Here is a 24233-nt window from a genome sequence, read left to right as displayed (position 1 = left end):
CGGCGCGGTGGTCGGTGACGGTGCGGCTCAGCGCCGGACGGCGTCGATCTTGAGCATCTTCGCGATGACCGAGTCGAGCTCGCTGTCGTCGAAGACCTGCTTCCAGTCCTCCTTGATGAGCTTCTCGCGGCCGTAGCCCATCGCGATGTGGCAGGCGTCGGAGAACGGGTTCGAGCCGCGCAGGCCGTTGGTCAGCGCGATCCACGTGTGGCCGTAGAGCATGGCGCGGGCGGCCTCGCGGGGCACGCCGACACCCGTGACGGTCTCCTCGAGGGCGTCATTGAGGAAGTCGCCGATCATGCAGGCGATCGTCTCGACCAGGGTCGGCTCGAGCACGGCCAGCTGCTTCACCGTGACCCAGTGCACCTGGATGACCGGGGCGTACATCGTGGTGATGACGGCCTCGGCGACGGCCTTGGCGCGGTCGCCCTCGTCGCCGAGCGACTCCGAGGCGTCGAAGGCCGCGATGACCTCCTGCGGGGCGGCGATGCCACCGAAGGTGTCGTCCCACTCGGCCTTGGTGGTGCGCTCGAGGAACACCGACGGGTGGCACGGGTGCGCCACGGCGTAGTGGATGTCCTCGCGCTTGGCGAGGAGACCCGCGTAGGCGGCGGCCGGGTCGAGCGTCAGGATGCTGGCGCCTGACTTCATGACGGGGACGAGCTGCTCCGAGATGGTGCCGAGCAGGACGTCCGGGACGGCGAGGATGACGACGTCGGCGGCCTTCGCGGCGTCGAGGCTGTCGGTGATCTCGCGGCCGAGGGCCTGGATGCGCTCCTGGCCGGCGGGCGACGCCTCGCTGTACAGGGTCGTGTACTCGCTCTTCGCGAAGTTGTTCGAGACGCGGGTGCCCATCTTGCCGCCGGCACCGATCACGGCGACGGTGACGTCGGCCGTGCCGGATCCGGCAGCGACGGTGTGGGGGGTGGTGACGGTGTCGGTCATGATTCCTTGCTCCTGATGTACTCGATGGTGTGTTCGGTCCACGCCGCTTCGATGCGGGTGGTGGTCTGTGCGGGGGGCTCCCCCGGCAACGGTTCGGCGCCCGCGTGCTCGTCCTGCCACGGCAGCCAGAACTCGATGACGCGGTTGATCCCCCGGGTGTCCGGGTCGATCGCGGCGCGGACGGCGTCGTGGTCGAGGACCCCGGTGCCGATCGGGACGCCGGTGTACTGGAACCCGACCCAGCCCGGTGAGCGGGTGAAGGCGGAGTCCTTGACGTGCCAGTTGACGACGTGCGGAGCGGTCATCGCCACGACGTCGGTCGGGTGTTCGAGCCGGGCGACGGTGTTCGCCGGGTCGAGGCAGATGCCGAGGTGGTCGGAGCCGATCGCCTCGATGACCGCGACGAGGTCGGCGGTGGCGACGACCTCGTACGTCTCCAGCGCGAGGGTCACGCCCGCGCGCTGGTAGGCGGGGAGCGCCTGCCGCAGGCGCCGTTCGGTCTCGGCCGCGTCGGGCTGGTCGTCACCGCTCGTCCACATGCTCCGCACGAGCGTCGCGCCGAGCTGCTGCGCGACGTGCAGGTACCGGGCGAGGTGCTCCGGCCGGGTGCCGCGGGTGCCGACCTCGAGCGTGAGACCGAGGTCGTCGGCCAGGGACCGGATCGCGGCCAGGCGCTCGTCGGTCGCGGTGTCGAGCGGCAGGTGGTCGCAGATCTGGAACAGGTCGACGCCGTCCTGCGAGGCGGCGTCGCGCAGGGCGTCGTCGAGGGACATCGGCGACGGGACGCGGTCGGACATGCGCCAGAAGTAGGCGTACGTGGAGAGGCCGAGCAGGGAGGTCATGCCGGTGCTCCGTCCTGCGTCGCGGTCAGCGCCTCGGCTTCGTCGAGGATCGTGCGGATCGCCTCGGGGTCGTGGGCGAAGCGGCCGAGGAACAGGCCGCCGATGCGTCCGGCACCGCGGGTCAGCAGGCCCGGACCAGCACTGCCGCCGTAGATCGCGACGGAGCCGGCGAGCTCCGGCCGGGTCGCCAGGTGCTGCTCGATACCGGCCAGGACGGCGACGATGTGCTCGTCGGGCGCGGGCTGCGGGGCACCGATCGCCCACACCGGCTCGTACGCGGCGATGAGCGGTCCGGCCAGCCCGTCGGCGGCCGCCGTGGCGGTGAAGCGGTCGAGCTGCGCGGTGACCTCGGCGATCGCGGCCGCGGGGTCGCCGTCGGCGGCGCGCTCGGTCTCGCCGATGCAGATCAGGGGCCGCAGGTGGTTGCGGTACGCCGCGTGCACCTTGCCGGCGATCTCGTCGTCCGTCTCGTGGAACAGTTCGCGTCGCTCCGCGTGTGCGATCTCGACGAGGTCGACCCCGATCTCACGGAGCTCCGCACCGGAGACCTCGCCGGTGAACGCGCCGCTGTCCGCCCACGCCAGGTCCTGCGCGCCGAGCGTCACGGGGGCGTCCCCGATCACCGCACGCACCGGGACGAGCGACGGGAACGTCGGCACCACGAAGAGCTCGACCGCGCCGGACCGCACCGCCGGGTGGCTCCGCGCGATGTCGGCCACGGCGGCCGCCCACTCGAGCGTCCGGGCGTGCGAGAAGTACATCTTGAGCGACACCCCGATCGTCACCGGGGCGGCCGCCGTGGTCGCGGTCATCAGGCGTCGGTCCCGACCGGGGCGGCGCCGTCGTAGGCGCAGATCGCGTTGACCTTCTCGGCGCTCGCGCTCGTCTGGTCGAAGGTGTAGCCGAGCCACTCCTTCGCCATCCGGCGCGCGACCTCGACCCCGACGACGCGCTGCCCCATGCAGAGGACCTGTGCGTCGTTCGACAGGATCGAGCGCTCGACCGAGAACGAGTCGTGCGCGGTCACGGCGCGGATGCCGGGGACCTTGTTCGCCGCGATCGCGACACCGAGGCCGGTGCCGCAGATCAGGATCGCGCGGTCGGCCTCGCCGTTCGCCACCAGACGGGCGGCGTCGACGGCGACGTGCGGGTAGGCGGTGTGACCGTCGGCGTCCACGCCCACGTCGACGACCGAGGCCACGCGGGAGTCCTTCGCCAGGTCGGCCTTGATGACCTCCTTGTAGTCGAAGCCGGCGTCGTCCGAACCGACGACGATGCGGAACTGCTGCTCACTCATGCGGGTGTGCCTTTCGTGGTGGGGGTCAAGCGGGGACGGCGATGGTCGCCAGGACCGCGGCGGTGATGAGCGCGAACGAGATCGCGCCGGCGTCCGGGGTGCCGACGGCGTCCTCGCCGTGGGTGCGGGCGCGGCCCATCCGCGGCAACAGGTCGGCCGTGGCGTCCGCCGCGGTCTGTGCTGCGGCCGAGGCGGCCGACCAGGCGTCGACGAGTTCGTCGCCGGCGTCGACCCGGGCGGAGAAGACCTGGTCGAACGGCACGAGCGCGTCGACCATCGTCTTGTCACCGGGGACGGCCCCGAATGCCAGGACGGCCTCGGCGGCGGCGTGCACCGCGCTCTGGACGGTGGCGGCCGACGGGCGTTCGTCGTCGCCGAGGACGCGACCCAGTGCCTCCAGGGCGGCGCCCCAGATCGCACCGGACGTGCCACCGGCCTTGTCGGACCAGGCGTCGCCGGCGATCGCGAGGACCGAACCGGCGCCGGCGCCACGCGCGGCGGCGTCCTGTGCCGCGCGGTCGGCGGCGGTGGAGCCGCGCTGCATGCCGATGCCGTGGTCGCCGTCCCCGGCGACGGCGTCGATGCGGCCGAGTTCGTCGGCGTGGTCGTCGATCGTGGCGCGGATCGCGGCGATCGCGCTCGCGACGCGGGCGGCCGAGGCCTGGGACTCCTCGGTGCCCGGCGTCACGGGCACGACCACGCCGGCTTCGAGCACCTCGACCGGCACCGGCTGCTGCGGGACGGCGCCGCCCTTGCGGTAGGCGGGGGCGTCGGCCGGTGCTGCCCAGAGCTGCTCGAGTTCGTCGTCGAGCCAGAACAGGGTGAGCGAGACGCCCGCCATGTCGAAGCTCGTGACGAGTTCGCCGACCTCGGGCTCCACGACGACGATGCCGGCGTCGGTGAGCTTCCGCTGGACGGCGCCGAAGACGACGAAGAGTTCCTCGTACTTGACCGAGCCGAGGCCGTTGAGGATCGGGACGACGCGGGGACCGGGGCGTGCTGGTGTGGCGTCTGGTGCGGTGCCGTGTGTCGTGGTGCCGGTGCCGGTGCGCTCGGGTCGCTCGGGTCGCTCGGTGAGGAGCTTGTCGACGAGCAGGTCGGCCAGGCCGTCCGCGGTGGGGACGTCGGCCTCGGCGATGCCGCGTTCGCCGTGGATGCCCATGCCGATGGCCATGCGCCCCTCGGGGACGGTGAAGAGCGGCTCGTCGGCGCCGGGCAGGGAGCAGCCCGAGAACGCGACCCCGAAGCTGCGGGTGCGGTCGTTGGCGCGGGTCGCGATCGCGGTGACCGCGTCGAGGTCGTCGCCGCGCTCAGCGGCCGCTCCGGCCACCTTGAACACGCAGAGGTCCCCCGCGATGCCGCGGCGCTGGTGCGCCTGGTCGGCGGGCGCGGACGCGACGTCGTCGGTCACGCGGACCGTGCGGACGTCGATGCCCTGCGCCTCGAGTGCCCGTGCCGCGGCGTCGAAGTTCAGGACGTCGCCGGCGTAGTTGCCGTAGCTCAGCAGCACGCCGCCGCCGTGCTCGGACGCCTTCGCGACCGCGGTGACCTGCTGGGCACTCGGGCTGGCGAACAGGTTGCCCATCGCGGCACCGGCCGCCAGGCCGTGCCCGACGAGTCCGCCGAAGGCCGGGTAGTGGCCGGAGCCACCGCCGACGACGAGCGCGACGGTGCCCTCGGGGCTGGTGGTGGAGCGGGCGACGCCGCCGTGCACCTTGCGCACCCGGGCGCGGTTGGCGGCGACGAAGCCGTCCACCATCTCGTCGGCGAAGTCCGCCGGGTCGTTGAACAGGCGGGTCATGCGCCGGCCTCCTTCGCGATGGCGGTCGGTCCGTCCGTGGCGGCGACCGCGGTGTCGGCTCCGGACGCCGCGGCAGCTGCTTCGTTGCGCTTCGTGTTCCGGCCGAGCACGAACATCAGCACGCTCGACAGCACCATGAAGAAGCCGACGATGAACATCGGGACCTGGTACCCGCCGGTCCACTCGCTGACCGCACCGGTGATGTACGGGGCGGCGAACCCACCGAGGTTGCCGACGGTGTTGATGAGGGCGACCCCCGCGGCTGCGGCGGCACCGGTCAGGAACTGCGTCGGGACCGTCCAGAAGTTCGGCAGGGCCGCGAAGATCGCACACGCGGTGATCGCGATGACCGCGACGGTGGCGGCCGGGCTGTTCATGTAGAGCGCGACCGGGATGCTCAGGCCGCCAACCAGGGCCGGGACGGCGATGTGCCAGACCCGGACGCCGCGACGGAAGGCGTCACGCGACCAGAAGTACAGGACGACCGCGGCCGGCACGTACGGGATGGCCGTGATCAGGCCCTTCTGGAACAGGTCGAACGTGGTGCCGAACTGCTCCTGGAAGCCGTCGATGATCGTCGGCAGGAAGAAGCTGAGCGCGTAGAGGCCGTAGATGAAGCCGAAGTACACCGCGGCGAGCATCCAGACGCGGCCGGAGCCGAAGGCCGCACGCAGGCCGCCCTTGCCGTGACCGTCTCCGCCGCCCTTCGCGGCGCTCTCGGCAGCGAGCGTCGTCTCCAGCCAGACCTTCTCGTCCTCGTCGAGCCACTTCGCCTGCGACGGCTTGTCCTTGAGGACGAAGAGGCACAGGACGCCGACGATGATCGCCGGGATCGAGACGCAGAGGAACATGAAGCGCCATCCGGCCAGACCGCCGAGGATCCCCTCGTGGGTCATCAGCCAGCCGGCGAGCGGGGAACCGATGACGCTCGTGAGCGGCTGCGCCAGGTAGAACAGCGCGAGCATCTTGCCGCGGTGACGGGCCGGGACCCAGGTCGACAGGAACAGGATCGCGCCGGGGAAGAAGCCGGCCTCGGCGATGCCGAGCAGGAAGCGCAGGCCGACGAGCTGCGGGTAGTTCTGCACCCACGTGAAGAGCAGGGACACGATGCCCCACGTGATCATGATGCGGGCGAGCCAGATCCGGGCGCCGAACTTGTGCAGCGCCAGGTTGGACGGCACCTCGAGCACGAGGTAACCGATGAAGAACACACCGGACGCGAAGCCGAACTGGGCGGCGGTCAGGCCGAGGTCGGCCTCCATGCCGTTTGGGGCGGCGAAGGAGATCGCGGTGCGGTCGAGGAAGTTGATGAAGAACATCAGCGCCACGAACGGCACGATGCGGATCGCGATCTTGCGGATGGCCGTCTTCTCGACGACCGAGGTGGGGATGCCTCGCGTGGCGGGGATGTCCACGATGACTCCTGCTCGGTGGGGGTGGTACGACTCCCGTCCTGGCGGCTGCGCCGGGACGCTCCTGGCGGCTGGGCCGGGATGTTCCAGTCGGCTGCGCCAGGACGGTCCGTGCTGCTGCGCGGATCGAGAGCGGGCGCATCGGTGCGCCTGATCCAGTGTGCGTCGCGGTCGGGCAACTTGTCAACCGGTTGACCATTTCGCGCGCTCTTCGCTGCACCGTGCGCACCGCTCGCCGCGCTGGCGCCGCTCCCCACGCAACCGGTTGACCGACCGGTACGCTCACTCCATGCCCGCGTTCAGCCCGGACGACCCCCTCAACATCCGACTCGAGCTCGAGTCCGTGCCCGTCGGGTCCCCCGCCTCGGTGGTCGCCCGACAGCTCGTCTCACTGCTCACCGCCGGCGAACTGGCCCCCGGCTCACGGCTGCCCTCGGAGCGGATCCTGTCCGAGCGGCTCGGCGTCGGACGCTCGGCCGTCCGCGAGGCCCTCGCCGCCCTCGAGATCCTGGGCATCGTGCAGATCCGCCCCGGCTCGGGCACCTACCTGCGCGGAGGCACCTCGGACCTGCTCCCGACGACCCTGTCGTGGGGCCTCATGCTGGCGTCCAACCGCACCCGCGAGCTGCTCGAGATCCGGTCCTCGCTGGAGCGCACGGCCGCGATCCTCGCCGCACAGCGCGCCACCGACGAGCAAATCACCGAGCTCGGCGAGTACCTGGTCCGGCAGGAGGCGACGCTCGACGACCCGCAGGCCTTCATCGACGCCGACGTCCGGTTCCACGTCCTGCTGGCGCGGGCGTCCGGCAACGACGTGCTCGCCGACCTGCTGCAGAGCCTGCGCTCGATGCTGAGCGTCTGGGTCGCGCGGCGCGTGCAGACCCGGCAGGCGACCGAGGCCGCGTTCCACGAGCACCGCGCCGTCTTCGAGGCCTTGCGCGTCCGCGACGTCTCCGCCGTCCAGCGCGCGATGGACGCGCACATGGCCACGGCGAGCGCCCGCATCGAGCACGCCGAGCCGCTGGCCGCCGACGAGTAGGGGGCGCGCGCGCTTCGTGAGCAGGAATGGTCGGGTCCGTCGAGCCGACCCGACACCTTCTGCTCACGATCGGGCGGACGGGAGGCCCGGGTCCCGCCCGCCCCGCACCGTGCGGTGTTGCTGGGTCGGCAACACCGCTTGGGTCCGGCCCGGCAGGTGCGCTGGAGTAGGTGTATGCACACCCACCACGACGGCTCCGCCGCCGGATCCGCCACCGATGCCACCGCCGCCTCCGACGCCACCGCCGCACCGTCCGCCCGGGAGTGGTGGGAGGCCCGCTACGCCGAGCGCGACGGCATCTGGTCCGGCCGGGTGAACGCCGTGCTCGCCTCGGTGACCTGGGGGCTGCCGGTGGGGCGTGCGCTCGACCTCGGCTGCGGCGAGGGCGGCGACGTGGTGTGGCTCGCCGAGCAGGGGTGGGACGTGACCGGAATCGACCTGTCCGTGACGGCGCTCCAGCGCGGTTCGCGGGCCGCCGTCGCCGCCGGGGTGGAGGACCGGACGGCGTTCGTCGCCGCGGACCTCGCCCGGTGGGACACCGCCGGGCGGTTCGACCTGGTGACGGCGTCGTTCCTGCAGTCGTGGCCGGTGGAGATCCCCCGAGCCGACATCCTGCGTCGGGCCGCCGGCTTCGTCGACGTCGGTGGGCACCTGCTCGTCACCGCGCACGCCGCTCCCCCGCACGACGACCTGCCGCCCGAGCTACGGGAGTACCGGTTCCCCGCACCGGCCGACGACCTCGCCGCCCTGCAGCTCGACGACCGGTGGGATGTCCTGGTCGCCGAGGTCCGGCCGCGCACCGCGACGACACCGGAGGGTGATCCGCACGAGGTGCTCGACAGCGTCGTGCTCGCCCGGCTGACGCGCGGGTAGCGTCGGTGGCGTGAGCACCGACGACGGCATCCGCGCACTCGTCGTGGACGGTGTCGAGGTCGCCGTCGAACGCAGCGGCACCGGCACGATCGCCACGTCGTCCCCTCGGCCGTACCTGCACCCGGTCCGGACCCTCGGCGGCACCGTCGTCAGCGCGCACCACCCCGGCGACCACGACTGGCACTGTGGCGTCGGCGTCGCGATCCCGGACGTCGACGGCGTGAACTGCTGGGGCGGCCGGACCTACGTCCACGGCCGCGGCTACGTCTGGCGTGACGACCACGGCTCGGTCGAGGTGGTGCTCGCCGAGCAGCACGGCACGATGTCCGCCGAAGCGCTCGTCTGGCGGGGCCCGGATCGCACGGTGGTCCTGCGCGAGGACCGCACCCTGCGCTGGCGCGCGGTCACCAGCGGGTGGGAACTGTCCTGGTCGTCGTCGTTCCGCACCCCCGCTGACGCCCCGGTGCACCTCGGGGGCCCGGGCAGCAACGGCCGGACCGGAGCTGGCTACGGCGGCTTCTTCTGGCGGTTCCCCGAGTGCACGGGGGTCGTCGTCCGGACCGCCGAGGGCGAGGGCGAGACAGCCGTGCACGGCTCGGTCACACCCTGGATTACCTGGTCGGCGGTGTTCGACGGCGGTCCGGCGACGATCCGGATCGAGGCCGTCGACCACCACGACCCCTGGTTCGTCCGCGCTGAGGAGTACCCCGCGATCGGCTCGGCCCTGGCGTGGGACACCCCCGCCGTCGTGCAGCCCGGCGAACCGCTGGTCCGCTCGTTCCGCGCGACGATCACCGACGGCGGTACGCTCGCCGGATGAGCACCGGGGACTGGGAGTCACGCGTCGCGGCGCTGTGGGACGACGAGACGATCGACGACCAGCAGCGGATCGAGCGGATGCGCGACCTCGCCGCCGAGGCTCCGCATCCCGCACTCGGCGCGTTCGAGCTCGGCGGCGCCTTCGACTCGGGCGGACACGAGGCCGATGCCGACGTGCAGTACGCCGCCGCGACCGCAGCCGGCCTGGACGCCGTCGACCCGGACCGCGCAGCCAGGATGGTCGTCCAGCACGCCTCGACGCTGCGGAACCTCGGCCGGATCGACGCGGCCATCACGATGCTCCGCGACGCGCCGGAACACCCCGCCACCGGGGCGGCACCCAAGGTGTTCCTCGCGCTCGCCCTGCACAGCGCGGGACGCTCCGCCGAGGCCCTGCGCGTCGCGATCGAGGCCGTCGAGCCGACACTCCCCCGGTACCACCGGTCCGTCCGGGCCTACGCGGCGGCCCTCACCGAGGACTGACGCGCCTCAGGCGATCGCGACCTCGCCCCGCGCGAGCATTTCACGGGCCCGACCGGCGTCGGCAGCCGGTGGCCGGCCGTGCAGGGCGCGGTAGTCGCGCGAGAAGTGCGAGGCGCTCCGATACCCCACCGCCGCCGCAGCCTGGGCAGCGGTGTCACCGAGCACGATCATCCGCCGCCGGGCCTCCCCGAGCCGCAGCCGCCGCAGGTACTGCACCGGGCTCATCCCGGTGACCTGCCGGAAGCGCGCGAACAGCGTCGACTCGCTCGTTCGGACCGCCGCGGCCAGGCCCGCCACCGACCACGGGTCCGCCAACCGGTCGGTGAGCAGGGCGGTGGCCGCTGCGACGACGTCGCCGTCGCGATTGCCGATCGCGGCCAGGATGCGCGGTGCCTGGTCGGTCTGCAGCAGGCGGAGCACGACCTCGCGGGTGACGAGCGGGGCGAGGACCGTCATGTCCTCCGGAGCATCGAGCAGTCCGACGAGTCGGGCGAACGCGTCCGCCAGGGCCGGGGTCCAGCTGCCGAGTCGTGCCGGCGGCGCTTCGTCCTGGTGGGGGCGGGACATCGCCGTCGCGACCTCGGCGACCACCGCGGGGTCGAGCTGCCAGACGACCGCGACGAACCCCGCGGGTGGTTCGACCTCGACCACCCCGGCGATCACGGGCAGGTCGACCGGCGTGATGATGAAGCGCTCCCGACCCCAGACCTGGTCGTCGTCCCCCACTACCGAGCGCTTCCGTCCGGCGAGCACCAGCGACACCGACGGCGTGTAGCGCTGGTACCCGAGGTCGGTCGGACGGTCCACCCGGGCCAGGCGGAGGCCGATCCGTCCGGCGCGCTCAGTGTCGTCCAGGTGGGCGAGGACGCTCTGCAACGCACGGTCCAGCCGGTCCGAGATGACGTCGTCCATGTGCCCATTCTGTCGAGGCATCCGACGCGAGGGGTGCCCGCGCAGGATCCGGCAAGCACTCCGGAGCCCTGGGCAATCACCGCCGGGTCCGTCGGAACGAGCATCGGAGCATGCAGACCAACGAAGCACTCCTCGACTCCCTGACCACCGACGCCCGACTGGCCGGCCGCACCGCGCTGGTGACCGGCGCCTCGAGCGGCATCGGCGCAGCCGTCGCCCGTATCCTCGCCGCCTCCGGCGCCACCGTCGCGGTGGCCGGCCGCGACCCGGAGCGCACGCAGGCCGTGGTGGACACCATCACCGCGTCCGGAGGCACCGCCGTGGCCGTGATCGGCGACCTGAACAGCCACCCCAGCGCGGTCCGTGACCTCGCTGCCCGCGCCACCGAGGCCCTCGGCGGCCGGGTCGACGTCCTCGTCAACAACGCCGGCGTCTACCCGGTCGGCCCCACCGCGCTGCTCGCCGACGAGGACGCCGAAGCCCTCTGGGCCACGAACGTCCGCGCGCCGCACGTGCTGGTCGGAGCGCTGGCTCCTGCGATGGTCGAACGCGAGTCGGGCGTCATCGTGAACATCGGCTCGTGGATGTCCCGTGTCGGCGTCCCGTTCACGGCGCTCTACCCGGCGACGAAGGCCGCCGTCGAGCAGCTGACCCGTGCCTGGGCAGCCGAGTTCGGACCGCACGGCGTGCGGGTGTCGACCGTGTCGCCCGGCGCCACCGCGACGCCCGGCAACGCGGACTCGCACGACGTCCTCGCGCAGATGACGGCGGGCACCCCGGCCGGCGCGCCCGTCCGACCGGTGGACGTCGCGTTCGCCGTGCGCTGGCTGGCCTCCGACGAGGCGACCTTCGTGCACGGCGCCACCATCGACGTGGACGGCGGCCTCGCCGCGACCCGCCTCGGCTGAGCGCGCCCCGCACGAGCGGGCGGAACACCCGGGTCGGCCGCAGAGGCACCCCGGCATTCCGCCCGCTCGGCAGCGCCAGCCGCCCCGCGCGAACCCCCACCACCGCGAACGGGCGAAACACCCGGGTCGGCACACGGAAGCACCCCGGCATTCCGCCCGCTCGACAGTGCCAGCCGACGCGAGCGGATCCCCGGCACCGCGAGTGGTCACGACACACCGCTGACGGGCGGTCGAGCGGCCACGGACCGTCGCGCGGGAGCGCGCCCGGCGACGGATCGTGACCGCTCGGCGGACGGCGTCGGCGCGGCGGTGGGCGCGACCACCGCACGGTCGGGAGGCGCGGTGCGGGCTGGCACCGCGCCTCCCGTCAGGTGGTGTCGCCGCCGACCACCCGTGGGACCGGCAGCGAGTCGCTGGTCGTGCGCAGGGACTCCTGTCGGATCTCGAGCTGCGTGACGGCGAGCGCCGCCAGGTCGCGGAGGTTCGCGAGGTCGTCCTCGGTGGCCTGCCGCGGGCGGGTGTCGAGGACGGCGAGGGTGCCGATCGGCGCGCCGTCGTGCTTCACGAGCGGGACGCTGACGTAGAAGCGGATGCCGAGCGGCCCGGTGACCAGGGGGCTGTTGCGCATCTCGGGGTGCGCGGAGCCGTCCGGGATCACGACGGGGACGGGGACCGGGGCGAAGCCGTTGCGGAAGCTGATGCTGCGGGCGGCATCGTCGACGCCCTCGGCGATGTACGACTGGGACCACTCGCGGTCCTCGTCGAGGACCTCGACCAGGGCGATCGGTGCGTCGAAGAGCCGGGCCGCCATCGCCGTGGTGCGCTGCAGTGACTCGTCGGGCAGGGTGTCGAGGGTCGCCGGGCGGTCCGTCTCGGGGCGCGTCGGTACCGGGGCCGTCTCGTCGGTCGGCTCGACCACGTGGTCGGCCGTGGCGGTCTCGGCGATCACGACGTCGCGGAGCATCGTGACCAGCTCGGCGCCGAGCGGACGGGCCGCGGGGTCCTGCGCGGTCATGGCACGGAGCAGGTGCTTCCAGTGCTCGGGCAGGGGCTCGGGGACCACGGGGTCGCGGGACAGGCGGGCGACGGCGGACTCGACGAGGGAGCCCGGGAACTCGCGACGGCGGGTGAAGCACTGCAGCAGCACGAGGCCGAGCGAGTAGACGTCGCTCGGTGGGCCGACCTCGCCGCCGCGCGCCTGCTCGGGGCTGAGGTACGCGGCGGTTCCGGTGGTCACGCCGTCGGCGGTCAGGCGTTCGACGCCGGCGGCGAGCGCGATGCCGAAGTCGGTCAGGCGCGCCCGGGCCCGGTCGGAACCGTTGCCGTAGTCGACGAGCAGGATGTTCGACGGCTTGATGTCGCGGTGCACGACGCCGTGGGCGTGGATGTAGTCGAGGGCCTCGGCCATGTCGTAGCCGATCTCGGCGATGTGCCGCGAGGCGAGCGGGCCGACGGCCAGGCGCTCCTCGAGGTCCTGCCCGACGACGAGCGACATCACGATGTAGCGCTGCTGCGTGCCGTCCTGCCCGGCGACGACACCGGCGTCGAGCAGGCTGACGAGGTTGTGGTGCTCGAGCGACGCCAGCACGCCGAGTTCGGCCTCTTGCCGGGCGATGTCGACGATGCCTGCGTGGAAGAGCTTGATCGCGACCGGGCGGTGCAGGCTCTCGTCCACACCCCGGTAGACGACGGACATGCCGCCCTGGCCGATCGCTTGCTCCAAGCGGTACCGACCGTCGAGCAGCGGCGCGCTCGCGTCGTGTTCTTCCGTCGGGATCATCCAACCCTCGTTCTCGGCTCCGGCACCAACGATGCATCTTCGCATCCCGACGGGTATCTCGGTGACGGGCGACGTTTCGCGGCTGAACGGGGCCGTGCGGCCTCGCAGAACACCGGTGTTCGCGGGTCGAACACGCGCAGACCGCGGTTCAGCGCGCGAACACCGGTGTTCTGCGGGGCCACCCCGTCAGCGACGCGTCACGACCGTGCTCACGCGGAGGTCCTCGAAGGTGCTGCTGAAGCCGGAGCCCCCGAGTGAGATGAGCCCGACGCGGGGCGCACTGCCGAGGTCCGCCGTCCAGGTGCCGCCCCGGACGAAGTGCCGCCCGTCGAGGCTGGTGTACGCCGTGTACCGGTCCTCACCCCGGACCTCGCGGTGCACGATCCGGAGCGTGGTGGTGTCCCCGACCGGACCGACGACCATGTTGCCGTAGCTCGGCGCCCCGGCCGGTTGCCCGGACATCTGCTTGCCGAACTCGGTCTGTCGCGTGTTGAAGATCGAGTTCGACGTGAGCCGGACGTAGTTGCCGTCGTCACCCCAGACGATCAGGCCACCCTGCACGTAGTTCAGGCCGTCGCCGGTCGCCGGGGTGTCCACCCCGACCGTGGTCTGGAGCACGTAGTCCCCACGGGGCGCCGGTTCGGACAGCACCGATGCGAGCGGCGTCGCGGGCGGGTGGATGTCGGCGTCCTGCGTCTGCCAGCGGAACGTGCCGTCGGCGACGGTCCAGGTGGACGGGTCCGGCTCACGCGTCCAGGTGAGCGCGGCGGGCAGCGCGGCACCGTCGAACGAGGTCGACAGCGCGCGGATCGTCCGCCCCGGCACGTCGACCGGGGCGGTGGACGCCCGGTACGTCGGCCGTTGCCCCGGCTGTGCGACCGGCCCCGGTTGCACCGTGTCGGACGGGCCGGCACCACCGCGCACGACCGGCCAGCCGTGCTGCCAGTCGAGCGGGTCGATCAGCGCCGGCCGCTTCGTGTAGGTCGGCTGCCCCGCGTAGTACGGGTCGTTGCGGTCGGCCGCGTGGTAGATGATCCAGTCCTGGCCGGCGAAGTCGGTGACCACGGTGTTGTGGCCGGTCCCGACCCACCGGTTGCCGTTCTGCGCGAGCAGGGGCGTGCCGCCGACCCGGGTGCTCGTGATCGCCACGCCGTCGCGGTCCGTGAACGGTCCGAGCGGGCTGCGTGACCGGGCGACGAAGACGCCGTAGCCGGTCAGGGCGCCGTTGCAGCAGTTCGTCGCGGAGCCCATGAAGTACCACCAGCCGCCGTGCCGCATCAGGTAGGCGCCCTCGTAGCGGTTGTCGATAGCGATCTGCCGTTCGGTCGACGGGTCGGAGCGCAGTCCGTCGGCGCTGAGGCGTCGGACGTTCACACCGCCGAAGTAGCTGCCGAAGTACAGGTAGGTCGTGCCCTTGTCGGTGATGACCTCGGGATCGAACGCCCACCGCGCTCCGTCGCCGTTCGGTGCGGTCTGCGGTGCCACGACCGGGCCGCCGGAGTCCTTCCACGGACCCGTCGGGCTCGAGCTCGTCGCCACCCCGACCGCGGAGCCGCCGCCGCTCGGCCCCGTCGCCGACGGGGTGTCCGAGGCCGCGTAGTACAGGTACCAGGTGCCCGCCCGGCCACGGTCTCCGGCGCGGTACACCACGTCCGGCGCCCAGATCCCGTTCGCGTCGCCCACCCAGGCGGGCTTCGTCGGGAACGCGTCGTTGACGTACGTCCAGTGGGTCAGGTCGGTCGACCGGTACGTGGGCACCGCGTGCTGCACGAGGGACCCGTCCGGGTTCTGCTCCGTCGCGGTGAGTGCGTCGGTGGTGCAGTACAGGTACCAGTTGCGGTCGCGTCCGGCTCCGTGGATCACGGTCGGGTCCGCGCAGCTCGCGGCCGTCTGCCCGTCGGGCAGGCTGAGCGCGACGGGGTTCTGGTGGCTGGGTGCCGCGCGGCCGTGCCGGCCGGCGGGACTCGACGCCACGGTCGTGGTGGTCGCCCGGGTGGTCCCGCCCGGCACCGCGGACGCATCCGCTGGTGCGGCCTGGAGGCCCGTGGTCGCGACGCCGAGGAACGTCACGACGGCGAGGAGTGCGGTGGACGATCGGCGCATGCCTGACCTGCTCTCGTCGTTGAGGGAGGTGCTGCTGGAGGGACTGCGGGTGTCGACGGGCGACGTGCGCGAGCGTACGCTCGGCTCGACGAAGGAGTCATGCCATGTCCGCGAGATTCGTCTACTGGATCAACGTCTCCGTCGACGGGTTCGTCGAACGGGCCCCCGGCGAGCACGACGGACTGGACGGCCCCGACTGGGTCCGGATCGACGAGCCGCTGCACCGCGAGTTCAACGCCCGCGCCGCCGCGATGACCCTGTCCGTCGAGGGCCGGGTGGTGCGCGACATGATGGACCCGTTCTGGCCCGACGCGCGGCACGACGAGTCGATGCCGCAGTACCTGCGCGAGTACGGCGAGATCTGGACCGCGCAGCCGAAGATCCTGGTGTCCCGCACACGGACCACCGCCGACCACGACACCCGGGTCATCGGTGGCGACGGCGACGCGATCGCCGAGCTGGCCGCGATCCGCGCCTCCGGCGACGGCGACATCGGAGTGGGCGGACCGAGCATCGCGAGTCAGCTGCTCGACGCCGGGCTGCTCGACGAGGTCATGCTCTTCACGCACCCGTCGGTGCTCGGCGCCGGCCGGCCGCTGTTCGATCCGCCGCTCTCGGGGCACCGCCCGCTCGTGCAGCTCGACCTGCTCGAGCAGCAGCGCTACGACAACGGCGTCACCCTGCACCGGTACGACGTCCGGCGGTCCTGAGCGCTCGGGGCCTCAGTCGGAACCGGTGCCGGTTCCCGGACCGACGATGACGAGGCGCCAGGAACTCGGGCGGTCGCTGTCGAACCCGTTGAACCCGACGCTGTCGACGGTGCCACGCACCCCCGCCGCGATGCGGTGCGGGCTGTCGTCGCAGGACATCGGCTCGAGCGTCCGCGTTGTCGAACTGCGCTCGGTTCCGATCCGCACGACGCCGCGCATCTCCCCGTGCCCGAAGCACGAGAACTCGAGATGGTCGAGGGTCTGCGACGTGGCGAACTGCAGACGCACACCGTCACGGTTCTGGGCGTCGGCCTCGTCCGAGACCTCGGGGTCGACGTCCGCCGTGAGCACGCCGAGCACGGCGTCGTCGGTCTCGACCGCGGCGTCCTGCTGGACCTTCCAGGCGGACCGGGCGGCCTCGTCGACGGGCACCGCCGACGCGGAGCACCCGGCCAGCAGGAGCACACCCGCGATCGCGGGCAGGAGCAGGGCGGGGACGGGGCGCACGCTGTGAGCCTAGTGACGCTGTGGACCCGCACCGTGAACGACGGGAGGCGCGGTGCCGACTGGCACCGCGCCTCCCGGCCGTGGGGTGGTCGCGTCAGACGTCGCGACGGCGCGCGAGCGTCAGGGCGAGGCCACCGACGACGAGCACCTCGGCGGCGAGGACGCCGAAGCCGCCCCAGCCGTTGAGCACGACCCCGCTGTCGTCGGCGGCGCTCGCGCCGTCGTACGAGTAGGCGTAGAGCTGGCCGCCGGCCATGTCCGGCAGGAACGCCGCGATGTTCGTCGGCCACTCGACGTTCATCAGCCCGGCCATCAGGCTCAGCACCACCGGCAGGACCAACAGGATGCCGAGCGTGATCGCGATGCCACCGGCGCTCGAGCGGACGAGCAGGCCGATGCCGTAGGCGAGGAGCGCCAGCAGGGTCAGGAAGACCGACGAACCGAGGATCGGCATGAAGACCGACGGGTCACCGATCTCCGCCTCGACACCGTTGCCGGCGAGCAGCGGGAGCGAGATGAGGACGCCGATCCAGGTGGCGACGGCGCTGACCACGAAGGTCGTGAGGGCGAGGACGGTGGCCTTCGCCAGGATCACGCCGGAGCGGCGGGGGTCGGCGGTGAAGGTCGAGCGGACCTGGCCCGTGCCGTACTCACCGGTGATGATGAGGACGCCGAGCACCCCGACGACGAGCGACGAGAGCAGGACGCCCACGGTGTTGACGTTCACGACGGTGCCGTTGGCGATGTCCGTCGGCAGGTCCTGCCCGCCGCTGTTCGTGTTCGCTCCGACCAGCGCGGCCATGCCGATCGTGACGACGACCAGGATCGCGTAGCACCAGAACGTGGACCGGATGCTGCGCAGCTTGATCCACTCGCTCCGCACCAGGTGCGGGAACGACAGCCGGGTCGAGCCCGGCAGGCTCGTCGACGGCGAGGTGGTGGCGCTCATCGGGTGCCCTCCGATCGGTACTCGACGTCGTCGCGGGTGAGGGCCATGTAGGCCTCTTCCAGGCTCGCGCCGGTCGGGGTGAGTTCGTGCAGGGGGACGCCGGCCTGCGCGGCGATGTTGCCGACCGTCGGCGCGTCGGGCCCGACGACGAGGAACGAGCCGTCCTCGCGCTGGGTGACCGCGGCGTTCGGACCGATCGCGGTGAACAAGCCGTTCGGGTCCGGCGTGCGGACGATGACGCGGCTGACGGCGGCATCGGTGCCGGCAGCGGCGCCGCCACCGGCGACGAACTCGGCGATCGGGGCGTCGGCGAGGACCTTGCCCCGGCCGAGCACGACCACGCGGTCGGCGGTCTGCGCCATCTCGCTCATCAGGTGGCTGGAGAGGAACACCGTGCGGCCGTCGGCGGCCATGCGGCGGGCGAGCTGTCGTACCCACACGACGCCGTCGGGGTCGAGGCCGTTGACGGGCTCGTCGAGGATCAGGGTCTTCGGGTCACCGAGCAGTGCGGCAGCGATTCCCAGGCGCTGCCCCATGCCGAGCGAGAACCCGCCGACGCGCTTCTTCGCGACGGAGTCGAGGCCGGTCATGTCGATGACCTCGTGCACGCGGGACTTCGGGATGCCGTGGGTCGCCGCGAGGGAGAGCAGGTGGTTGTAGGCGCTGCGGCCCGAGTGCACGGCCTTCGCCTCGAGCAGGGCGCCGACCTGCCGGAGCGGGTCGCGGAAGCTCGTGTAGGGCTGGCCGTTCACGGTGGCCGTGCCCGACGTGGGCCGATCCAGCCCCATGATCATGCGCATCGTGGTGGACTTCCCGGCGCCGTTGGGGCCGAGGAAGCCGGTCACACTGCCGGGACGCACGACGAAGGAGACGTCGTCCACGGCGGTCTTCGGACCGTACTGTTTGGTGAGATGGCTGACTTCGATCACGGCCTCGACGCTACGGGAGTGCTCTGCGCCGCCGCGTCCGCCGTTGGGGGGAGATGTGTGCTCCCGCAGGGTGACGCGGGGTGGCGCCGGGGCGCGGCGCGCGGGTGCGGCGCGGGTGCGGGCGCGGGCGGGATCGCGCGGGATTTCGCGCTGGGCGACAGTTCACGGGCGCCGCGGGCCATGAACTGTCGCTGGACGCGAAAAGTCGGCGTGGGATTGGTCCGGACAACCCCCAAAGAGCCATTTGACGGTGCCGGGTGTCGCGACGAAGGATGGGCGCATGTCCAGCCTCCAGTCCCTCCGGGCGACCGCCCACCCGATCCGGCTCCGCCTGCTGTCGCTGGTGACGAGCACCGCGATGAGCGCCGCCGAGGCCGCGCGGGAGCTCGGTCTGTCCCAGGCCACCGCGAGCTACCACCTGCGCGTGCTCGAACGGGCCGGGCTGGTCGCCGTCGTCGAGGTCGTCCGGCTCCGGGGCGGCGAGGCGAAGCGGTACCGGCACGAGTCGTCGTCGCAACCGTTCGACCCCGACGGCCGATCCGGCGGTGGTGGCGACGACGGTGGCGCGGACGAGGTCTCGGTCGAGGACCAGCTCGTGTACGTCGAGGCCCAGGTCGAGGAGCTCCGGCGCCGGGTGCGACAGCGGACCACGGGGCCCGGCGTCTCCACCGACGCCGAACTGTGGGTCGGCCCCGAGACGTGGCGCCGGGTGGTGCACCACGTCGGCCAGGCCTCCGCCCTGCTCCACGCCGCAGCGCAGCGCCCCCGCACCCCGGGCACCGTTCCGGTGTCGATGACCGTCTCGATGTTCCCGATGCGGCGACCGTGAGCACGCCGACCACGGGCGTCCTCGGCCACGCACCGTTCCGCTGGCTGCTCGCCGCCCGCACGGTGAGCATCCTCGGCAACGCCGTCGCCCCGATCGCGTTGGCGTTCGCCGTCCTCGACCTCACCGGCTCGCCCGTCGACCTCGGCCTCGTCGTGGCCGCACGCTCGGTCGCGAACGTCGCCGTCCTGCTGTTCGGCGGGGTCATCGCCGACCGTCTCCCCCGTGACGTCGTGCTCGTCGTCACGTCGCTCGGTGCCGCACTGACGCAGGGCGCCGTCGCCGGGCTGGTCCTGACGGGTACCGCGACGGTCCCGCTCCTCGTCGTCCTGAGCATCCTGAACGGTGCCGTTGCCGCGGTGAGCCTGCCGACGACCGCGGCCATGGTCCCCGAGACGGTGCCCGAGGCACTGCTCCGTCCGGCGAACGCCGTGATCCGGTTGAGCATCAACGCCGGCACCATCCTCGGGGCCTCCGCCGGCGCCGGCATGGTGGCGCTCGTCGGCGCCGGGTGGGGGTTGGCGGTGGACGCCGCCGGCTTCGCCGTCGCTGCAGCCCTGTACGCACGGATCCGACTGCCACGTCGCCCGTCCGTCGCACCGGCCGACCGCCCGTCGGTGATCGCAGACATCCGGGAGGGATGGGTTGAGTTCTCGGGACGACGCTGGGTCTGGACGGTGGTCGCACAGTTCGCGGTGCTCAACGCCGCCTTCGTCGGTGCCACCACCGTGCTGGGGCCGGTGGTCGCGGACGGTTCGTTCGGCAGGGCGGGTTGGGGACTCGTCGTCGCGGCGCAGACCGTCGGTCTGGCGCTCGGAGCGCTGATCGCACTGCGGTGGCGGCCACGGCACGCCCTCGGCATCGGCGTCGCCCTGATGGCCGTGACCGCGCTCCCCGTCCTGGCGCTCGCCGGCGCACCGGCCCTGCCGACCCTGCTCGTCGCGTTCGCCCTGGGCGGGATGGCCATCGAGCTGTTCGCGATCGCCTGGGACCACGCACTGCAGTCGAACGTGCCCCGGGCCGTGCTGTCGCGGGTCTACTCGTACGACATGGTCGGGTCGTTCGTCGCCGTCCCGCTCGGCGAGGCCCTGGTGGGGCCGCTGGCGCACGCGGTCGGCACGCCCGCGACCCTGGTCGGTTGCGCCGTCGTCATCGTCGTCGCCACCGTGGTCGCCGCGTCCACCCGGAGTGTCCGGCGCGTGACCACCGAGGTGGCCCTGCCGGTCTGATCAACCCGGGGAAGCGTGCGCGTCGACCTCGTACGCCTCGAACCGGTCGTCGGCGAGGACCGCATCGACCAGCGACCGTGAGCCGGCGACGATCGTCGAGTCCCAGTCGATCTCGGTGGCGAGCACCCACTCGTGCCCCTCGGGCCAGAGCATCTGCGGGGTGTGCCCGAAGTCGACGTACCTGCCCACGCGGGCGTCGTCCGTCCAGGACGGGTCACTGAGCTGCGACAGGGACATGGAGAGCAGGAAGCACTCGCGGGCGGGCCACAGGAAGCGCGGACCCGCGAGCGACTCCCGGAGCGCAGCCTGCTCCCGCCCGTGCTGCGCCTGCGTCCGGGCGATGTGCGCCCGCATCTCCACGCGGTCGGCCGCTGTCGGCTCGCCGCTCCCCTGCCACCCGAAGGCCAACGTCGACGTCCCGTTCAGGTCGCCCCACCCGTCCCAGATCGCCCCGACCAGGTCGTCCGGCGTGGACGTCGCCTCGGCGAGGAGCTCGGTGAGTGCGGCGAGTTGCGTCGGCTCGTACCAGCCCTCTTCGGGTGGATGGACGACCCAGCCGTCCTCGAAGGGCAGGTCTGACTCGTCGTCCCGACCGCTGAGCGTCTGCCACGACACGAGCGGGTCGATCGTCCGACGGGTGCGCTCGGCGACGTCGGCCCAGCGCCACTCGGCCGATTCGAGGACCGGGTGCTCGTCGCACTCGTCCACGGTCGTACGGTCTTCGCGATCCGCTCGGAGCGGGTGCAGGATCCGGACGTACGCCTCGAACCCCGTGCCCGCGACGCCGCCGAACGAGGCGAACGCGCCGGCCCGGGCCAGCAGCCAGTCGCCGCGTGAGACGTCCTTGATCAGTTCCACGTGCCGACCCCTCGGCGCCCGTGCGGGTCAGCTCGCCTGCGGGCGGGGTGCACGGAGGCCGGGGAACTCGTCGTCGCGCCACTCCGCCTCGGCGCGCGTGCCGTTGGTCACCGACTGTTCCTCGCGCTCCCGCAGCTCCACGCGGCGGATCTTGCCCGAGATGGTCTTCGGGAGCTCCGCGAACTCGACGCGGCGGACGCGCGCGTAGGCGGGGAGAGCCGTGCGTGCGTACTCCAGGACCTGCCTGGCGGTCTCGGCCGACGCCTCCCATCCAGTGGCCAACGTGACGTACGCCTTGACGACGTTGAGACGGGCGTCGTCAGGGGCCGGGACGACCGCGCTCTCGGCCACGGCCGGGTGCTGCAGCAGGGCGCTCTCCACCTCGAACGGCGACACCTTGTAGTCGGAGGACTTGAACACGTCGTCGGTGCGGCCGATGAACGTCAGCTCGCCGTCGGCGTCGCGGACGGCGATGTCGCCGGTGTGGAAGAAGCCGTCGCGCATCGACGATGCCGTGCGGTCGGGGTCGCCGAGGTACTCGGCCATCAGGTTGACGGGCCGCTCGGTGAGGTCGAGGCAGACCTCGCCCTCGTCGCCCGGTTCGCCGGTCACGGGGTCGAGCAGCGTCACGGTCACGCCGGGGAGCGGCTTGCCCATCGCGCCGGGCGTGACGGCGGCGCCCGGGGCGTTGCCGATGATCGCCGTGGTCTCGGTCTGCCCGTAGCCGTCGCGGATGGTGAGCCCCCACGCCGCTTCGACCCGGCCGATGACCTCGGGGTTGAGCGGCTCGCCGGCCGAGATGAGCTCGCGGAGCGCGCGCGGCTTCACGCCGAGGTCGGACTGCAGCATCATCCGCCACGCGGTCGGCGGCGCGCAGAACGAGTTGACCTCGGCCTGCTCGAGCTGCGCGAGGAGTGCATCGGGGTCGAAGCGCGCGGTGTTGTGGATGAACACGGTGGCCTCGGCGATCCACGGCGCGAAGAAGCAGCTCCAGGCGTGCTTGCCCCACCCGGGCGAGCTGATGGTCAGGTGCACGTCACCGGGCCGGACGCCGAGCCAGTACATCGTGCTGAGGTGCCCGACCGGGTACGACGTCTGGGTGTGCACGACCATCTTCGGCTTCGACGTCGTGCCGGACGTGAAGTAGACCAGGCACGGGTCCGTCGTGCGGGTGACGACGTGGGGGCGGACCTCGTCGGTGGCAACGGGCTCGCCCAGATCGCTCGGGTACTCCGTCCATCCGTCAGCGGGACCGCCGATGACGATGCGCGTGAAGGACCCGCGGACGTCGTCGTACTTGTGCGTCTCGCCGTGGTTCGTGACGACGTGCGCCACCGAGCCCCGGTCGACGCGGTCCTGCAGGTCGGCGGTGTCGAGCATGGTCGACGTCGGAAGGATGACCGCACCGAGCTTGATCACGGCGAGCATGGTCTCCCAGAGCTCGAGCTGGTTGCCGAGCATGACGAGGACGTTGTCGCCCTGCTGCACACCGAAGCGGTGCAGGCGCGCTGCGAGCCGATCGGACCGTGCGGCCATCTCGGCGTAGCTGAGCCGCTGCTCACGGCCGTCCTCCTCGACGATCCAGAGCGCGGTGCGGCTGTTGTCGGTCGCGATGACGTCGAACCAGTCGGTCGCCCAGTTGAACGTGTCGCCGACGTCCGGCCAGCGGAACCGGGCGCGTGCCGCTTCGGGAGAGTCCGCGGCGAGGAGCTGGTCGCGGGCGGCACGGTACGCGTCGGTCGGGTTCACAGAAGACACGGACCGATCATGCCGCATCGGGCTCGGCACACCCACGAAGACCGGGCGTCAGCGCCCGGTTGCCCGACCGCTCCCCCGCACGACCGCCTCGAGCACCCGGATCGTCTCGTCGGTGTCGACGTGCAGGTGCGCCCCGATGCCGAGCGCACGTGCGGCCTCGATGTTCTCGGGCACGTCGTCCACGAAGAACACCTCGTCCGGGTCCGCCCCCAAGCGCTCGAGCGTGATGCGGAAGGCCTCCGCATCGGGCTTGTTCACACCGATCTCGTGGGAGTAGCAGATCGGGTCGAACACCGCCGAGAACCGGAAGCGCCGCTCCTCTTCCTCTCGAGCACCATCGCCCGAGTTCGACAGGATCGCGAGGCCGATCGTGCCGCGGAGTCTGGCAAGGAAGTCGTACAACGGCTGGTTCAGGGTTCCGCAGTACGCATCCCAGAAGTCGGCCCGCATGACGGCGAGCTGGTCGGCCTCCAGCCCGAGCGCCGAGCCGATCGCGCCCCAGTACCGGTCGACGACGCCGGTCTGACGGGAGGCGTCGGGCAGGTCCGCTGCGACGAGGCGTGCGGAGAAGTCGTCCGTCGTCATCCCGAGACGCTCGGCCCACCGCGCCCGGAAGCGTCCGGGCCAGGCGGCGTCGTCGACGAGCTCGAGGACGCCGCCCACGTCGGACAGCAGCCACCGCACGACGGGCCCGGCAGCCCCGGCAGCTCCGGCCGTCCCGTCGCTCACAGCGATCTCCGTAGCTGCCGGATCATCTCGACCTCGAGTTCGCTCGGATCGAGGACGTACGCCTCGGTCGCACCCGTCGGCTCGTAGCCGCGTCGGGTGTAGAAGGCCTGCGCGCGGGTGTTCCCCTGGTGCACGTGCAGCCGAAGGGCCGATCCGTGCGCCGCCGCCCACACCTCGATCTCGTCGAGCAACGCATCGGCGACGCCGGCGGAACGACCACGGTGCGACGGTGCGACGTAGACGCCGACCAGGAGCGGCCCGACCCGGGGGCCGGGGACGAACACCCCCATCGTCCCGAGCCACCGGCCGTCGGCACCGATCGCGGCGAGGGTCGTCCCGCCGACGTCGTGCTCACGGCGGCCGCGTCGCCGCCAGTCACGCTCCTGCAGCCGCTCCGCGTCGGCGAGCCGTTCCCCGTACGCCTTCGGGGTGTCCCGGAGCATCTCGAGCCGCAGTGCCCGCACGGACTCCCAGTCGTCCTCCGTGGTCGGTCGGATCGTCGTTCCCCGCATGACCCGAGCCTA

The 24233-nt window shown here is 72.4% G+C and carries 24 protein-coding genes; 8 read left to right on the top strand and 16 right to left on the bottom strand.

Annotated elements, in window-relative coordinates:
* Positions 1-27 precede the first annotated feature (27 nt).
* Genes DEJ20_RS06690 through DEJ20_RS06665 form a run of 6 tightly spaced genes read right to left on the bottom strand, consistent with a single transcriptional unit; the run spans position 28 to position 6300 of the window.
* Positions 28-945: a phosphogluconate dehydrogenase C-terminal domain-containing protein gene (locus tag DEJ20_RS06690; protein WP_051596643.1), complete on the bottom strand. Its 918-nt coding sequence runs from the start codon at positions 943-945 to the stop codon at positions 28-30.
* Positions 942-1787 (bottom strand): sugar phosphate isomerase/epimerase family protein, encoded by an 846-nt coding sequence (locus DEJ20_RS06685; protein WP_111236687.1) that lies wholly within the window; start codon positions 1785-1787, stop codon positions 942-944. The genes DEJ20_RS06690 and DEJ20_RS06685 overlap by 4 nt, the downstream gene beginning before the upstream one ends.
* Positions 1784-2599, bottom strand: coding sequence for a triose-phosphate isomerase family protein (locus DEJ20_RS06680; protein WP_111236688.1), 816 nt, complete (start codon positions 2597-2599; stop codon positions 1784-1786). Before DEJ20_RS06680 ends, DEJ20_RS06685 begins: the two co-directional genes overlap by 4 nt.
* A complete protein-coding gene (locus DEJ20_RS06675) occupies positions 2599-3084 on the bottom strand; it encodes a ribose-5-phosphate isomerase (RefSeq protein WP_111236689.1) in 486 nt (161 codons plus the stop codon). The genes DEJ20_RS06680 and DEJ20_RS06675 overlap by 1 nt, the downstream gene beginning before the upstream one ends.
* Positions 3085-3109: 25 nt before the next feature.
* Positions 3110-4885: a dihydroxyacetone kinase family protein gene (locus tag DEJ20_RS06670; RefSeq protein WP_111236690.1), complete on the bottom strand. Its 1776-nt coding sequence runs from the start codon at positions 4883-4885 to the stop codon at positions 3110-3112.
* Entirely contained in the window at positions 4882-6300 is a 1419-nt protein-coding gene (locus tag DEJ20_RS06665) for an MFS transporter (RefSeq protein WP_111024851.1), read from the bottom strand. Before DEJ20_RS06665 ends, DEJ20_RS06670 begins: the two co-directional genes overlap by 4 nt.
* Before the next feature lie 286 nt (positions 6301-6586).
* On the opposite strand from DEJ20_RS06665, the gene DEJ20_RS06660 reads away from it, so the two are divergent.
* From DEJ20_RS06660 to DEJ20_RS06645, 4 genes are all read left to right on the top strand, one after another.
* The gene (locus tag DEJ20_RS06660; RefSeq protein WP_111236691.1) at positions 6587-7336 is read left to right on the top strand and encodes a FadR/GntR family transcriptional regulator; all 750 of its coding nucleotides are present in this window, start codon (positions 6587-6589) and stop codon (positions 7334-7336) included.
* Between the two features lie 174 nt (positions 7337-7510).
* On the top strand, positions 7511-8209 hold the full coding sequence (locus DEJ20_RS06655) for a class I SAM-dependent methyltransferase (protein ID WP_111236692.1): 699 nt from the start codon (positions 7511-7513) through the stop codon (positions 8207-8209).
* A 10-nt stretch (positions 8210-8219) separates the two neighbouring features.
* A complete protein-coding gene (locus DEJ20_RS06650; RefSeq protein WP_111236693.1) occupies positions 8220-9029 on the top strand; it encodes a DUF6807 domain-containing protein in 810 nt (269 codons plus the stop codon).
* Positions 9026-9511: a tetratricopeptide repeat protein gene (locus DEJ20_RS06645; RefSeq protein ID WP_111236694.1), complete on the top strand. Its 486-nt coding sequence runs from the start codon at positions 9026-9028 to the stop codon at positions 9509-9511. The genes DEJ20_RS06650 and DEJ20_RS06645 overlap by 4 nt, the downstream gene beginning before the upstream one ends.
* Positions 9512-9517: 6 nt before the next feature.
* Here the strand turns inward: DEJ20_RS06645 and DEJ20_RS06640 are convergent, their stop codons facing one another.
* Positions 9518-10423, bottom strand: a complete 906-nt coding sequence (locus DEJ20_RS06640; RefSeq protein ID WP_111236695.1) for an AraC family transcriptional regulator — start codon at positions 10421-10423, stop codon at positions 9518-9520.
* Between the two features lie 110 nt (positions 10424-10533).
* Here DEJ20_RS06640 and DEJ20_RS06635 point away from each other — a divergent pair, with 110 nt between their 5' ends.
* Positions 10534-11331: an SDR family NAD(P)-dependent oxidoreductase gene (locus tag DEJ20_RS06635; RefSeq protein WP_111236696.1), complete on the top strand. Its 798-nt coding sequence runs from the start codon at positions 10534-10536 to the stop codon at positions 11329-11331.
* A 367-nt stretch (positions 11332-11698) separates the two neighbouring features.
* Here DEJ20_RS06635 and DEJ20_RS06630 read toward each other — a convergent pair whose 3' ends face one another.
* The gene (locus DEJ20_RS06630) at positions 11699-13111 is read right to left on the bottom strand and encodes a protein kinase domain-containing protein (protein WP_111236697.1); all 1413 of its coding nucleotides are present in this window, start codon (positions 13109-13111) and stop codon (positions 11699-11701) included.
* 186 nt (positions 13112-13297) lie between these two features.
* Positions 13298-15214 (bottom strand): glycoside hydrolase family 43 protein, encoded by a 1917-nt coding sequence (locus DEJ20_RS06625; protein WP_111236698.1) that lies wholly within the window; start codon positions 15212-15214, stop codon positions 13298-13300.
* Positions 15215-15318: 104 nt separating this feature from the next.
* Here DEJ20_RS06625 and DEJ20_RS06620 point away from each other — a divergent pair, with 104 nt between their 5' ends.
* Positions 15319-15924: a dihydrofolate reductase family protein gene (locus DEJ20_RS06620; RefSeq protein ID WP_111236699.1), complete on the top strand. Its 606-nt coding sequence runs from the start codon at positions 15319-15321 to the stop codon at positions 15922-15924.
* Positions 15925-15936: 12 nt separating this feature from the next.
* On the opposite strand, the gene DEJ20_RS06615 is transcribed toward DEJ20_RS06620, so the two are convergent.
* The 3 genes from DEJ20_RS06615 to DEJ20_RS06605 all read right to left on the bottom strand — a co-directional run bounded on the left by DEJ20_RS06615 (position 15937) and on the right by DEJ20_RS06605 (position 18309).
* Positions 15937-16431, bottom strand: a complete 495-nt coding sequence (locus DEJ20_RS06615) for a putative periplasmic lipoprotein (protein WP_111236700.1) — start codon at positions 16429-16431, stop codon at positions 15937-15939.
* 94 nt (positions 16432-16525) lie between these two features.
* Positions 16526-17380 (bottom strand): ABC transporter permease, encoded by an 855-nt coding sequence (locus DEJ20_RS06610; protein WP_111236701.1) that lies wholly within the window; start codon positions 17378-17380, stop codon positions 16526-16528.
* Positions 17377-18309, bottom strand: coding sequence for an ABC transporter ATP-binding protein (locus DEJ20_RS06605; protein ID WP_111033997.1), 933 nt, complete (start codon positions 18307-18309; stop codon positions 17377-17379). The genes DEJ20_RS06610 and DEJ20_RS06605 overlap by 4 nt, the downstream gene beginning before the upstream one ends.
* 280 nt (positions 18310-18589) lie before the next feature.
* On the opposite strand from DEJ20_RS06605, the gene DEJ20_RS06600 reads away from it, so the two are divergent.
* Both DEJ20_RS06600 and DEJ20_RS06595 read left to right on the top strand, forming a co-directional pair.
* Positions 18590-19138 (top strand): ArsR/SmtB family transcription factor, encoded by a 549-nt coding sequence (locus DEJ20_RS06600; RefSeq protein ID WP_111236702.1) that lies wholly within the window; start codon positions 18590-18592, stop codon positions 19136-19138.
* Positions 19135-20364, top strand: a complete 1230-nt coding sequence (locus DEJ20_RS06595) for an MFS transporter (RefSeq protein WP_111236703.1) — start codon at positions 19135-19137, stop codon at positions 20362-20364. The genes DEJ20_RS06600 and DEJ20_RS06595 overlap by 4 nt, the downstream gene beginning before the upstream one ends.
* Here DEJ20_RS06595 and DEJ20_RS06590 read toward each other — a convergent pair whose 3' ends face one another.
* Genes DEJ20_RS06590 through DEJ20_RS06575 form a run of 4 tightly spaced genes read right to left on the bottom strand, consistent with a single transcriptional unit; the run spans position 20365 to position 24221 of the window.
* On the bottom strand, positions 20365-21222 hold the full coding sequence (locus tag DEJ20_RS06590; RefSeq protein WP_111236704.1) for a hypothetical protein: 858 nt from the start codon (positions 21220-21222) through the stop codon (positions 20365-20367). It abuts the gene before it with no gap.
* Between the two features lie 27 nt (positions 21223-21249).
* On the bottom strand, positions 21250-22998 hold the full coding sequence (locus tag DEJ20_RS06585) for an AMP-binding protein (protein WP_111236705.1): 1749 nt from the start codon (positions 22996-22998) through the stop codon (positions 21250-21252).
* A 30-nt stretch (positions 22999-23028) separates the two neighbouring features.
* On the bottom strand, positions 23029-23709 hold the full coding sequence (locus tag DEJ20_RS06580) for an HAD-IA family hydrolase (protein WP_111236706.1): 681 nt from the start codon (positions 23707-23709) through the stop codon (positions 23029-23031).
* Entirely contained in the window at positions 23706-24221 is a 516-nt protein-coding gene (locus DEJ20_RS06575; protein WP_111236707.1) for a GNAT family N-acetyltransferase, read from the bottom strand. The genes DEJ20_RS06580 and DEJ20_RS06575 overlap by 4 nt, the downstream gene beginning before the upstream one ends.
* Positions 24222-24233 lie beyond the last annotated feature (12 nt).

This window comes from Curtobacterium sp. MCSS17_005 (assembly GCF_003234225.2).
In the GTDB taxonomy this organism is placed as follows: Bacteria; Actinomycetota; Actinomycetes; order Actinomycetales; family Microbacteriaceae; genus Curtobacterium; species Curtobacterium flaccumfaciens.
This window is presented reverse-complemented; position numbering and strand designations above follow the sequence as displayed.

Bases quoted from the DNA above. Each gene is read 5' to 3' on its own strand.
- DEJ20_RS06690 (WP_051596643.1), bottom strand. From the start codon at position 945: ATGACCGACACCGTCACCACCCCCCACACCGTCGCTGCCGGATCCGGC.
- DEJ20_RS06685 (WP_111236687.1), bottom strand. From the start codon at position 1,787: ATGACCTCCCTGCTCGGCCTCTCCACGTACGCCTACTTCTGGCGCATG.
- DEJ20_RS06680 (WP_111236688.1), bottom strand. From the start codon at position 2,599: ATGACCGCGACCACGGCGGCCGCCCCGGTGACGATCGGGGTGTCGCTC.
- DEJ20_RS06675 (WP_111236689.1), bottom strand. From the start codon at position 3,084: ATGAGTGAGCAGCAGTTCCGCATCGTCGTCGGTTCGGACGACGCCGGC.
- DEJ20_RS06670 (WP_111236690.1), bottom strand. From the start codon at position 4,885: ATGACCCGCCTGTTCAACGACCCGGCGGACTTCGCCGACGAGATGGTG.
- DEJ20_RS06660 (WP_111236691.1), top strand. From the start codon at position 6,587: ATGCCCGCGTTCAGCCCGGACGACCCCCTCAACATCCGACTCGAGCTC.
- DEJ20_RS06655 (WP_111236692.1), top strand. From the start codon at position 7,511: ATGCACACCCACCACGACGGCTCCGCCGCCGGATCCGCCACCGATGCC.
- DEJ20_RS06645 (WP_111236694.1), top strand. From the start codon at position 9,026: ATGAGCACCGGGGACTGGGAGTCACGCGTCGCGGCGCTGTGGGACGAC.
- DEJ20_RS06640 (WP_111236695.1), bottom strand. From the start codon at position 10,423: ATGGACGACGTCATCTCGGACCGGCTGGACCGTGCGTTGCAGAGCGTC.
- DEJ20_RS06635 (WP_111236696.1), top strand. From the start codon at position 10,534: ATGCAGACCAACGAAGCACTCCTCGACTCCCTGACCACCGACGCCCGA.
- DEJ20_RS06630 (WP_111236697.1), bottom strand. From the start codon at position 13,111: ATGATCCCGACGGAAGAACACGACGCGAGCGCGCCGCTGCTCGACGGT.
- DEJ20_RS06625 (WP_111236698.1), bottom strand. From the start codon at position 15,214: ATGCGCCGATCGTCCACCGCACTCCTCGCCGTCGTGACGTTCCTCGGC.
- DEJ20_RS06620 (WP_111236699.1), top strand. From the start codon at position 15,319: ATGTCCGCGAGATTCGTCTACTGGATCAACGTCTCCGTCGACGGGTTC.
- DEJ20_RS06610 (WP_111236701.1), bottom strand. From the start codon at position 17,380: ATGAGCGCCACCACCTCGCCGTCGACGAGCCTGCCGGGCTCGACCCGG.
- DEJ20_RS06600 (WP_111236702.1), top strand. From the start codon at position 18,590: ATGTCCAGCCTCCAGTCCCTCCGGGCGACCGCCCACCCGATCCGGCTC.
- DEJ20_RS06585 (WP_111236705.1), bottom strand. From the start codon at position 22,998: ATGCGGCATGATCGGTCCGTGTCTTCTGTGAACCCGACCGACGCGTAC.
- DEJ20_RS06575 (WP_111236707.1), bottom strand. From the start codon at position 24,221: ATGCGGGGAACGACGATCCGACCGACCACGGAGGACGACTGGGAGTCC.